The organism is Rhizobiaceae bacterium, from assembly GCA_023953845.1.
Classification (GTDB): Bacteria; Pseudomonadota; Alphaproteobacteria; order Rhizobiales; family Rhizobiaceae; genus Arvimicrobium.
This window is the reverse complement of sequence record JAMLJC010000001.1, coordinates 563551-575203: the sequence shown is the minus strand read 5'-3', so window position 1 is coordinate 575203 and position 11653 is coordinate 563551. Positions and strand designations below refer to the sequence as shown.

Genomic DNA, 11653 nt, shown 5'->3' with positions numbered 1-11653 from the left:
AAGGAATTGCCATGACCATCACGCTCGAACAGATGCGCGCCGACATTGCCGCGATAATCCATGAGGATCCGGAGGAGATCGGACTCGACGACAATCTGATGGATCTCGGCCTCGATTCCATGCGGGTTATGAACCTTCTGGTGAAGTGGACGGAATCCGGCGTGGATTTCGATTTCGGCGAGGCCGCCGAGAATTTCACGCTTGCCGCATGGTGGGAAGCGGTGCAGCGCCATCAGGCGAAAGCCTGACCGCCCATGTCCGGCGCGGTCCGCATCGTCGATCTTTCCGGCGCGTCCGATGGGGTGCCGCTGACCGAGGCGCAGTCCGGCCTCTGGTATGTGCAGCGCATCGATCCGGCGAACCCGATCCTCAACACCGGGCAATATCTCGAAATCGCCGGGGCGCTCGATATCGATGCCTTCCGGCAGGCTTTCGACCGGATGGCGGCGGAAACGGAAGCGCTGTCGCTGCGCTTTGTCGAGGACGAGTTCGGCGTCAGGCAGGTGGTCGATCCGGCGCTCCGGCCAAAACTCGGGATCGTCGATCTGTCGGGAGAGGCCGATGCAGAGGCGGCCGCGCATGCGGCGATGCGGCGCGATACCGACACGCCGCTCGACCTTTCCCGCGACGGCATGGCCGCCTTCACCCTGTTCAGGCTGGGGCCGGAACGTTTCTTCTGGTACGAGCGCATCCATCATCTGGCGACGGACGGCTACGGTATCGTGCTTGTCACCAACCGGGTGGCGGAACTCTATTCCGCGATGAAGGGCGGCAAGCCGGCCGGCGCTCCGCCACCGCCATTGCAACGCGCCTTCGATGACGATGCGGCCTATCGCGCGTCGGAAAGGCGCGAGACCGACCGCGCCTATTGGCATGAGAAGCTCAGGGATCTGCCGGAAGTCGCCAGCCTCGCGCCCGGCCGGCCGGTCTCGGCGCACTGGTTCCGCCGCGAGACGGCGCGTCTCGATGCAGGACTGCTGGCGGGCCTGCGGCAGCTCGCCGACTCGACCGGCGTGACCTGGCCCGACGCGCTCACCGCTCTGGTCGCGGCCTATTGCTGGTGCATGGCGGGTGCGCCGGAACTGGTCGCGGGCGTGCCGCATATGGGGCGGTTGGGCAGCGCCGCCGCGCGCGTGCCGTGCATGCTGATGAACGTGCTGCCCCTGCGAGTCTCGCCGGACGAGGACCAGCCGCTTGGCGATTTTCTGGTCGGCGTATCGCGAGAACTGGCGAAGGCGCGACGCCACGGCCGCTACCGCAGCGAGCAGCTTCGCCGCGAACTCGGCCTGATCGGCGGCAACCGCCGGCTCTACGGCCCGCTCATCAACGTCCAGCCCTTCGATCTGCCGCCGAAGATGACCGGCCTCGACGTGAAGCTGCACATTCTCGGCGCGGGCGCGGTCGAGGACATCACCTTCACCTTCCGTGGCGATGCGACGGAGGCGCTGGTCTTCGAGGTCGACACGAATCCCGACCTTTATTCCGAGGCGGAGACAAAGGCCCATTCGGCTCGGCTTCGTGCGTTCCTCGCGCGCGCCGTCACGTCGGCCAGCCTTGCCGGAGTGCCGACAGCAAGCCCCGACGAGATCGAACGCACGATCTTCCGCGAGAACGCGACGGACCATGACGTGGTGGATGCCACGCTGGTTACCCTGATCGAGCGCAGCTTCGCGGCGACGCCCGACGCGCCGGCGCTGATCTATGCCGGCGAGACGCTGACCTATGCCGAGCTCGACAGGCGCTCGGCTGCGCTGGCCGCCAATCTGGCGGCGCTGGGCGTCGGCCGCGAAACCATCGTCGCCGTGGCGCTGCCGCGCTCCTTCGAACTGGTGGTGGCGTTGGTGGCGGTGCTGAGAGCCGGCGGCGCTTATCTGCCGCTCGACCTCGACCATCCGCCTGAGCGGCTGGCGCGCATCCTGCGCTCGGCGAGCCCGGTCTGCGTGCTGGCTTTCGATGCGGATGCCGGGCTGTTTCCTGCCGACGCGGGAGTGTTGCCCGTTTCGCAATGGCCGCAGGAGGGCGCGGTTCCGCCGAGTCGGGCGCAAGCGGCCGACATGGCCTATGTCATCTACACGTCCGGCTCGACCGGCGAGCCGAAGGGCGTCGTCATCGAGCACCGCGCCATCGTCAACCGGCTGGAATGGATGCGGACGCATTACGGTTTCGAGGCGTCCGACCGCATCCTGCAAAAGACGCCCGCGACCTTCGACGTGTCTGTCTGGGAGTTTTTCCTGCCGCTGCTGACCGGCGCGACGCTGGTGATCGCACCGCCCGGCGCGCATCGCGATCCCGAAGCAATCGCCGCCCTGATCCAGGACGAGAACATCACGACGGCGCATTTCGTGCCGTCGATGCTGTCGGCGTTCCTCGCCTCGCCCGCCTCGCACGGGCTCACGCTCAGACGGGTCTTCTGCTCCGGCGAGGAACTGACGGCCGACCAGCGCGACCGCTTCCACAAGACAATCGATGCCGAGCTTCACAATCTCTACGGCCCGACGGAGGCCGCCGTCGATGTCAGCTACTGGCCGGCCGCGCCGCACGACGTTTCGTCGCCGGTTCCGATCGGCTTCCCGGTCTGGAACACGCGGCTCTATGTGCTGGACGAGCGGCTGAGGCCGTTGCCGCCGGGCAGCGTCGGCCATCTCTGGCTCGGCGGCGTGCAACTTGCGCGCGGCTATCTCGGCCGCGACGACCTGACGGCGGACCGCTTCCTGCCCGACCCTTTCCTGCCCGGCGAACGCATCTACAAGACGGGGGATCTTGCGCGTCGGCGCGAGGACGGGGCGGTGGTGTTTCTCGGCCGCTCAGACCATCAGGTGAAGATACGTGGCCTCCGGATCGAACTCGGTGAGATCGAGGCGGCGATCATGGCGTCGGGTCTGGCGCGGCAGACCGGTGTCATCGCGCGTGAGGACATGCCGGGCGCGAAGCGGATCGTGGCCTATCTTGTCGCCGACGGCCCTGTCGACGTACCGGCGCTGAAGGCACGGCTTGCCGCGACCCTGCCCGACTACATGATTCCTGCCGCCTTCGTGCAGATCGAGGCGTTGCCGGTTTCGGCGAACGGCAAGCTCGACCGTGCGGCGCTGCCGGCCCCCGCGCTGGAGGACGGTGCGGATGAAAACCCCGCGACCGAAACCGAGGCGCGTCTTGGTGCGCTGTTCGCCGATGTGCTCGGCCTCGAAAAGCCAGCCAGTCCGTCCGGCGACTTCTTCACGCTGGGCGGGGATTCGCTGCTTGCGATCCATCTGATGCTCCGGGTGAAAGAGGAATTCGGGCGCGATCCGGGCCTGGCCACCCTCTTCGAGCATCCGACAGTCGGCGCGCTCGCCGGCCTGATCGACCGCGACGAGATGCCGGCCGATCAAGGCTTGGGGCCGCTCATCCGGCTGGCAGGCGAGGGCCGTGAGGGCGCGCCCGTCTTCATCGTCCATCCGGCTGGCGGCATCGCCTGGGGCTATCGCTGGCTGGCATGGGCGCTTGGCGAGGATCGGCCGGTCTACGGCCTGCAGGCGCCTGCGCTCGACCCCGGAGTGCCCGTGCCGGAAAGCCTCGCGGCGCTCGCCGAAGACTATGTGCGCAGGATCAAGGACATTCGGCCGCACGGACCGTATCATCTGGCCGGCTGGTCGGTCGGCGGCATCATCGCGCAGGAGATGGCGTGCGAGCTTAGGGCGCAGGGCGAGGAGGTCGGACTGGTCGCACTGCTCGATTCCTACCCGGCCGACTGCTGGCGGGCCGAGCCCGAGCCGGACGAGGCGGCGGCGCTGCGCTCGCTGCTGACTATAGCCGGCTTCGACGCGGACCAGTATCCGGAACTGGTGACGCGCGAGGCGATCGTGGACTTCCTGCGCGCCAGCGACAGCCTGCTCGGCAATCTGCCGCCGCAAGTGCTTACCGGCGTCGTGCGGGTCGTGCCGGACACGAACCGACTGGTTCGCGGCCACTATCACTGCCGCCTTGACGGGCCGATCGTCCATGTCCGCGCTGCGCTCGACCACAAGGACAAGCCGCTGAAGCCCGAACTCTGGCACGCCTATGCGGCGGCGGTCGACGTCATCGATGTGCCGTTCCTGCATCCGCAACTGACGAGCCGCGAGGCCGTGGCAATCATCGCACCGCAATTGGCGCGGCGGCTGGCAAGCATGGACGAAGGGGAAGCCTGATGCGTTCGAGCGGAATTGACGGCGGCGTCGCTGTGGTGACGGGCGCGGCCGGAGGCATCGGCGCGGCCGTGGTACGGCTGCTGCTGGAGGAGGGCGCGCGCGTCGTCGCGACCGACCGCAACGTCGAGGGTCTGCATGAAGCGCTTGGCGGCGGTAGCGCCAGCCTTTGCCTGATGCCGCTCGACGTGACGGACAGCGCCGCCGTCGATGCGCTGGTCGAAGAGGTCGAAGCCGATTGGGGACCGATCCGCTACGGCGTCAACGTGGCCGGCGTTCTCTGCAACATGCTCGCCGTCGATACGGACGACGCGGCATGGCGGCATGTGTTCGCGGTGAACGTCGATGGCGTCTTCCATCTGTGCCGGGCGCTTGCGCGCCGCATGGCGCCGCGCCGCCGGGGCGTCATGGTGACGGTGAGCTCCAACGCGGCCGGCGTGCCGCGCCACGGCATGGCCGCCTATGCCGCGTCGAAGGCCGCCGCGACCATGTTCATGCGCTCGCTCGGCCTCGAACTCGCCCCCCACGGCATACGCTGCAACATCGTCGCACCGGGTTCGACGCTTACGCCGATGCAGACAGGCATGTGGGCGGACGAGAAAGGCGCCGAACGGGTCATCGCCGGCTCGCCGGAGACCTTCAAGGCCGGCATACCGCTCGCCAAGCTTGCGACGCCGGAAGACGTCGCCGACGCCGTCGTCTTCCTGCTTTCCGACCGTGCCGGTCACATCACCATGGCCGACCTTTATGTCGACGGCGGCGCGACGCAACGCGCCTGAGCCGCATTGCCCGAAATTAACTTGAGTACACAGGTCATCTTATATAGGACCGACACAGCCGACGAACTGCCAGCCGCGCGCCGCGGCAAGCTTCTTCCGTCGCTTGTCGATCAATCGAATGCAAACAGGAACAGAAGCATGAGAGATTTTCGTGGCGTCACTTTCCGGGCCGGCCTGCGGTCCGTGATCCTCGTCTCGGCCCTCGCGGCCGGGCTCAGCACGGCGTTGGCGCAGGTCGCGTTCGACGCGCCGGATGCCGACTATACGGGTCGCGCCCGGGCGTCATCTGCCGAACGCGGTGTCCCGGTGCTTGCGGGCGGCGAAGTCCAGGTTTCGGGTCAGGACTTCAAGCCGGGACAGGAGATCACCATCTCGCGCGGCATCAGTGTCATCGGCAGCCCCGTCGTCGCCGATGCTGAAGGCAAGTTCGAAGTAAAATTTACCTTGCCGGCCGACGCGGTTGTCGGCACGCATCAATTGGTCGTCACCACGGCCAAGCCCTACCACGCCGAAACCATCGACCTTAAGATTTCGCCAGTCGTGCCGCTTTCGGGCGCCGACAAGTTCTCCGCCGAAACGGCGAAACTGGTTCCGGGTCTCTACCAGTCCGCCTACAGCGCCAGGAACAACGTGCTGTTCGTGACTGCGGCGACCGGCCGGCCGCCGGTAAAGAGTTCTGCGCTTGTAAAGGTCAATCCGGAGACGCTTGCGATCGAGGCTCAGGTGACGCCGGGCGCGGCGCCTGCGCGCGAGGGTGCCGAAAACAACGACGGCGGCGTGTTCGCGGTCTATGGCGTCGGCGTCGATGACGCGAACGACACCGTCTGGGTCACCAATACTCGCCAGAATACGGTTGCCGCCTACAAGCAGTCCGACCTTTCCCTGCTGAAGCAGTTCGATCCCGGCACCGTGCAGCACGCGCGCGACGTCGCCGTTGACGAGAAGGACGGCAAGGTGTTCGCCTCCGCGACCGGCACACCGAACGTCGCCGTATTCGACGCGAAGTCGCTGGAATTCGTCCAGAACATCGAGATCAAGTCGACAAAGCGCGGCGAGGATTTCTCCGTCGGCAGCCTGCGGTTCGATGCGACGTCTGGCAAGCTTTACACCGTGAGCCTCACGACCTCCGAGGCGGCCATCATCGACGTCGCGACGCTTGCCGTGGACAAGGTGTTCCCGGTCGAGGGAGCCCGCACCGCGATCGGCGTCAGCTACGATGCGCAGACGAACCGCATCTTCGTTGCGGGACAGGGCAGCGACAATCTGCTGATCGTCGATGCAGAGTCGGGCAAGACCCTGCACAATGTCGCGGTGGGCGCGGGCGCGCTCAACGTCGCCTTCGATCCGGTCAAGCGCCTTGCCTATGTCACCAGCCGCGATGCCGGAACGGTCACCGTGGTCGATGTCGACGGCAACATCGTCGCCAATCTGGAGAATGCGCCGTTCTCGAACCACGTATCTGTCGACGGCAAGGGCAATGCCTTCGCCGTGAACAAGGCGCGCAATCCCGAAGACGAGCAGGGCGACCGCATCACGCGGCTTTCGCCGAAGTCCTGATCATCCCGAACGCGGCGCAGCCGGCGGAGGGATACGTCGGTTCGTCGTCCGCAGGTTGCGCCGGCATACGAAGCGGGTTCGCGACGGATGCAGGCCTTGAATGAATCCTCTCTTCGGTGCATCAAGCCGGCGCCGGAAAAACGCCGGGCGAAGAGAGGATTATCATGAAGTCACGCTGGTCCGACGCCGAATTCGCATCGGTCGTGGATGCCTATGTCGCGAAGGGCGTCAATCGCGACCTCGCCATCCGCACCTATACGACGCGCCTTCTGGGCAGCGATCCGGAACTCGTGCTGCATGGCGGCGGCAATACGTCGGTGAAGACCGTCCTGACCGACATGGACGGCAGCGAGGTCGACGTACTGTGCGTCAAGGGCAGCGGCTGGGACATGGGTGTCATCGAGCCCGCCGGCCTGCCCGCCGTAAGACTCCATCCGCTGCAGGCGATGGTCGAGTTTGAGACGCTTTCTGACGAGGACATGGTGATGCTTCAGCGTCGGCTGCTGCTAGATCCCTATGCGCCGAATCCCTCGATCGAGGCGATCCTGCACGCGATCCTGCCGTTCCGGCATATCGACCACACGCACGCAAACGCCATCGTGTCGCTGACCGACCAGCCGCATGGCGAGGACCTCATCCGTGAACTGTTCCCGGATTCCATCGTGGTTCCCTACGTCATGCCGGGCTTCGATCTCGCCAAGGCCTGCGACAAGGCTTTTAAGGCGCAGCCGAAAGCCGACGGCATGATCCTGCTGAAACACGGCATCTTCACCTGGTCCGACGATTCGCGCACGTCCTACGAGGATATGATCGCCAAGATCGACAAGGCCGAAAAGCGTATCGCGCAGGGCAGGGCCAGGCCGTTCACGGGCGTTTCGCTGCCGCAAAACCTCGCTTCAGTCGGCGAGGTCGCGCCGATCCTGCGCGGAGCCATCGCCCTCGACAGCGGGCTGGAAGGTGCGCCGAAGCGCTTCGTGCTGGAATACCGCACGAGCGAGAAGATTCTGGATTTCTGCAACGCCGGCAACGCCGGTGATCTGGTGCGCCGTGGCAACGCGACGCCCGAGCATGTCATCCATATCAAGCGTTTCGGCGTCGCGCTGCCCGCACCCGTCAAGGGCGAGCTCGATCAATGGGCGAAGGCGGTGCGCGATGCCGTCGCCGCCTACAAGGATGACTACATCGCGTATTTCGAGCGCAACAATGTGCGCGTCGGCGGCATCAAGAAGATGCTCGATCCCATGCCGCGCGTCTTCTACGTCGCCGGCGTAGGCATCTTCGCTGCGGGTGCGACGCGCAAGAGCGCCATGGTCGGAGCGGATTGCGTTGAGGCGACCGTCGAGGTCATCACCAATGCAGAAGGGATCGAGGCCTTCGAGGCGCTGCCGGAACCGGACCTCTTCGACGTCGAGTACTGGTCGCTGGAGCAGGCCAAGCTCGCGAAGAATCTGGAGAAGCCGCTCACCCGGCAGATCGCCATCGTGACCGGCGGCGCCAGCGGCCTCGGCCGGGCCGTGGCGGAGGCGCTGAAGGCCGAGGGTGCCGAAGTCGCCCTTTTCGACATCAACGAGGAGGCGCTGAAGCGTGAGGCGAAGCAGCTTGGCGGGTTTCCGGTCGTCTGCGACGTCACCGATCCGGTTTCAGTCGATGCGGCGGTCGAGAAGGTGGCTGCACATTTCGGCGGCGTCGATATCCTGATCTCGAATGCGGGAGCCGCCTTCCAGGGCAAGCTTCTGTCCGTGGATGAGGCGACGTTCCGGAAGGCTTTCGATCTGAACTTCTGGAGCCATCACTATATGGCGCGGGCGGCGGTGCGGGTGATGGAAAAGCAGAAGACCGGCGGCGCCCTTGTCTTCAACGTCTCCAAGCAGGCGGTCAATCCCGGCCCCGATCTCGGGCCTTACGGCACGTCGAAGGCCGCTCTCATGGCACTGATGCGCCAGTATGCGATCGAGCACGGTCCCTCGGGCATCACGGCCAACGCCGTTAATGCGGACCGTATCCGGACCGGGCTGATGACGGACCAGATGGTCGCGGAACGCAGCAAGGCGCGCGGCGTCACGCCCGAAGTCTATATGCGCGGCAATCTCGTCGGCCGCGAGGTGACCGGCGCCGACGTCGCCGCCGCATTCGTGCATCTGGCCAAGGCCCGCACATCCACCGGCGCGGTCGTCACGGTCGACGGGGGCAACGTCGCCGCGATGATGCGATAGGCGCGCCGGCAGGCGGCTAAAGCGAAACCTGGTTCCGTAGCAGCGCGTCTGCCTAGCCTCCTTGGGTCTGTCCAGCAGAACTGCGTCGTTCTGCGCTTCGATTGGATTTGACTACTTCACGAATTAATATATTCTTGTGAAGTATCCATTGATCAGCAGCCCGCGCGAAATGACCCGATTTGCCACTCGTCTGAATTCGTTCGGCTCCGCTCCGGAGCTTTTCTGGCCCGATCTCAGGGACAAGCCCACCTTCATGCAGATGGTCGAACGCGCCGCCACGGTGAAGGGCCTGACGGACGTCGATCTGAATTTTCCCGACCACGTGCAGGAAAAGCCGTCGGAACTTGCGCGCAGGATCAACGGCGCCGGGCTGGCGATCAACGGTCTCGCCATGCGCTACTACACAAATCCTGTCTACAAGCGCGGCGCCTTCACAAATCCGAACGCATCCGTGAGGCGAGAGGCGATCGACCTCACCAAACGCGGCATCGATGCAGCGCGGGAAATGGGCATCGACCTGATGACGATATGGCTCGGACAGGACGGGTTCGACTACAATTTCCAGATCGACTATGCGCAGGTCTGGGACTGGGAGGTGGAAGCGATCCGGGAGGTGGCGGCGCACGATCCCGCCTGCCGCGTCAGTATCGAATACAAGCCGGACGAGCCGCGCGCGCAGGCGCTGCTGCGCGATGCCGCGACGACGCTGCTGGCGATCGAGGAGGCGGGGTCACCCAATCTCGGCGTGACCATCGATTTCGCGCATTCGCTCTATGCCGGCGAGCAGCCTGCGCTTGCCGCCCATCTGGTGCATCGGCGAAGCCGCCTGCTTGGCGTTCACCTGAACGACGGCTATGGCAAGCGCGACGACGGCCTGATGGTCGGCGCGGTGCATCTACGCTCGACGCTGGAACTGCTGCGCCAGATCCGCCGCGACGGCTATGACGGTGCGCTCTATTTCGACACTTTTCCGGACGCGAGCGGCCTCGACCCCGTGGCCGAGTGCGAAGCCAACATCGCCGTCGTGAACCGGCTGATGGAGGTCGCCGACAGGCTGGACGGCGACAATCAGCTCGCGGCGGCCGTCGCGATGCAGGACGCGGTCGCCAGTCAGGTCAGCGTCAACAAGGCGCTGATCGGCCTTTGAGGCAGGATGGCATGTCTCTCCTCGATCCAAAGACGGTGGGTCCACGCATCCGAATGATGATGCCGCAGCTGACGCCGCTCGAAGCACAGGTGGTCGAGACGATCCGCGCCCGGCGCGATTTCGACGAGACGACGTCGCTCAGATCAGTCGCCGACGATGCCGGGGTCTCGGAGGCCATGGTTGTGAAGGTCGCCAAGAAGCTTGGCTTTGCAGGTTTCAAGGAGCTGCGCGCCGGGCTCGCCACCTACAACCGGTTGCCGACCAGCGGGCAGAGAGGCGAGCTTTCGGACGACGATACGGATGCCGACATCGCGGCCAAGGTGTTCCGGACGACGATGCGGGCCATCGAGGAAACGCTTTCGATCCTCGATCCGGCGGCGCTTGAGCAGGCTGCCGAGGCGATTTTCTCGGCGCGGCAGCGCGATTTCTACGGCATCGGCGGCTCCGCACAGATCGCACGGGACGTCTCGCACAAGCTGTTGCGCATCGGCGTCCGGAGCAATGTGTTCGACGACGCGCATATGATGCTGATGTCCGCCGCGCTGCTCGGCGAAGGCGATGTCGCCGTCGGCATTTCGCATTCGGGGACGACCGAGGCGGTGATCGAGCCGCTGGAATTCGCGAAGCGCCGGGGCGCGCGCACCATCGCACTGACCAATTATCCGACCTCGGCGCTCGCCGGGATCGCCGATGTCGTGCTGTGTTCCACGGCCGAGGGATCGCCGCTGCTGGGCGAGAATGCGGCGGCACGGATCGCGCAGCTGATCCTCTTCGACGCGGTTTTCGCCGCCGTTGCCCGGCGCGATCTCGCGGCGGCGGAACGCAACCTTGCGGCCACCATGGGCGCCGTTGCCGGCAGGAGACGCAGGCCGTGAACGCTTCCTCGCGCGCCGTCGTCGTGGTCGGCAGTCTCCACTACGACATTGTCGTCGATGCGCCGGACAGGCCCCGCAAGGGCGAGACTGTGGCAGGCTATGGCTGGCGGCCGAAATTCGGTGGAAAGGGCGGCAATCAGGCCGTGGCGGCGGCGCGGGCCTGCGCCCCGGTGCGCATGGTCGGCGCGGTGGGGAACGATGATTTCGGTCGCTATCTGATGCGCCGCCTGGACCGTTCCGGCGTGGACGCCTCGCGCGTTGCCGTGCTGGATGGCGTCGGCTCCGGCATGAGCGTGGCCATCATGGACGCCGAGGGCGACTATGGCGCGGTGATCGTGTCGGGAGCCAATCTCGCGGCTGACGTCGCCGCCCTTGGTGACGAAACCTTGTGGAGCGACGCCGGGCTGCTCGTGCTTCAGAACGAGATGCCGGAAACCACCAACCTCGCCGCCGCCATGGCGGCGCGGCGCGCCGGCGTGCCGGTTTGCCTGAATGCCGCTCCCTATCGCGCTCTCGGGCAGGAGTTCGCCGGACTGGTCGACATCCTCGTCGTCAATGCCATCGAGGCCGAGCAGTTTTGCGGATTGCCGGTCGACGATCTCGCCTCGGCAACGGCCGCCGCGGAAATGCTTGCGCGCACGTTCCCGAGAGTTGTCGTCACCGCTGGCGCCGCCGGGCTTGCCGGCCGGGACGCCGCCTCCGGACAGACGGTCAGCCTGCCTGCACTTCCGGTAAAACTCGTCAGCACGCATGGGGCAGGCGATGCCTTTGTCGGGGCTTTCGCGGCTGCTCTCGTCGCGGGGTCTCCCTTCATCGACTGTCTCAAAGCAGCCAATGTGGCAGCGGCCGCGCATGTATCGTCGCCATTACCCGGTCAGGACGGGCGTTGACCGACCGCATTCAGATGCCTGACTGGCCG

At 65.9% G+C, this 11653-nt stretch carries 8 protein-coding genes; all 8 read left to right on the top strand.

The genetic code is table 11. The features are described 5' to 3' along the window. Positions 1 to 11: 11 nt before the first annotated feature. The 8 genes from M9955_02875 to M9955_02840 all read left to right on the top strand — a co-directional run bounded on the left by M9955_02875 (position 12) and on the right by M9955_02840 (position 11624). Positions 12 to 248 carry a phosphopantetheine-binding protein gene (locus tag M9955_02875; GenBank protein ID MCO5080584.1) on the top strand — a complete coding sequence of 79 codons (237 nt, stop codon included), beginning with the start codon at positions 12 to 14 and terminating at the stop codon, positions 246 to 248. A 6-nt stretch (positions 249 to 254) separates the two neighbouring features. Beyond that, a complete protein-coding gene (locus M9955_02870) occupies positions 255 to 4166 on the top strand; it encodes an amino acid adenylation domain-containing protein (protein ID MCO5080583.1) in 3912 nt (1303 codons plus the stop codon). After that, on the top strand, positions 4166 to 4942 hold the full coding sequence (locus M9955_02865) for a 2,3-dihydro-2,3-dihydroxybenzoate dehydrogenase (GenBank protein ID MCO5080582.1): 777 nt from the start codon (positions 4166 to 4168) through the stop codon (positions 4940 to 4942). Before M9955_02870 ends, M9955_02865 begins: the two co-directional genes overlap by 1 nt. A 138-nt stretch (positions 4943 to 5080) precedes the next feature. Then, a complete protein-coding gene (locus M9955_02860) occupies positions 5081 to 6499 on the top strand; it encodes a YncE family protein (protein ID MCO5080581.1) in 1419 nt (472 codons plus the stop codon). 164 nt (positions 6500 to 6663) lie between these two features. Then, entirely contained in the window at positions 6664 to 8712 is a 2049-nt protein-coding gene (locus tag M9955_02855) for a bifunctional aldolase/short-chain dehydrogenase (protein MCO5080580.1), read from the top strand. A 169-nt stretch (positions 8713 to 8881) separates the two neighbouring features. Beyond that, positions 8882 to 9859 carry a sugar phosphate isomerase/epimerase gene (locus M9955_02850; GenBank protein MCO5080579.1) on the top strand — a complete coding sequence of 326 codons (978 nt, stop codon included), beginning with the start codon at positions 8882 to 8884 and terminating at the stop codon, positions 9857 to 9859. Between the two features lie 11 nt (positions 9860 to 9870). Continuing rightward, a complete protein-coding gene (locus M9955_02845; protein MCO5080578.1) occupies positions 9871 to 10734 on the top strand; it encodes a MurR/RpiR family transcriptional regulator in 864 nt (287 codons plus the stop codon). After that, positions 10731 to 11624: a PfkB family carbohydrate kinase gene (locus M9955_02840; GenBank protein ID MCO5080577.1), complete on the top strand. Its 894-nt coding sequence runs from the start codon at positions 10731 to 10733 to the stop codon at positions 11622 to 11624. Before M9955_02845 ends, M9955_02840 begins: the two co-directional genes overlap by 4 nt. The last annotated feature ends 29 nt before the right edge of the window (positions 11625 to 11653 follow it).

What these genes read in the sequence shown, in the direction of transcription:
- M9955_02875 (MCO5080584.1), top strand. Translation starts at nt 12, where the DNA reads ATGACCATCACGCTCGAACAGATGCGCGCCGACATTGCCGCGATAATC.
- M9955_02870 (MCO5080583.1), top strand. Translation starts at nt 255, where the DNA reads ATGTCCGGCGCGGTCCGCATCGTCGATCTTTCCGGCGCGTCCGATGGG.
- M9955_02865 (MCO5080582.1), top strand. Translation starts at nt 4,166, where the DNA reads ATGCGTTCGAGCGGAATTGACGGCGGCGTCGCTGTGGTGACGGGCGCG.
- M9955_02860 (MCO5080581.1), top strand. Translation starts at nt 5,081, where the DNA reads ATGAGAGATTTTCGTGGCGTCACTTTCCGGGCCGGCCTGCGGTCCGTG.
- M9955_02855 (MCO5080580.1), top strand. Translation starts at nt 6,664, where the DNA reads ATGAAGTCACGCTGGTCCGACGCCGAATTCGCATCGGTCGTGGATGCC.
- M9955_02850 (MCO5080579.1), top strand. Translation starts at nt 8,882, where the DNA reads ATGACCCGATTTGCCACTCGTCTGAATTCGTTCGGCTCCGCTCCGGAG.
- M9955_02845 (MCO5080578.1), top strand. Translation starts at nt 9,871, where the DNA reads ATGTCTCTCCTCGATCCAAAGACGGTGGGTCCACGCATCCGAATGATG.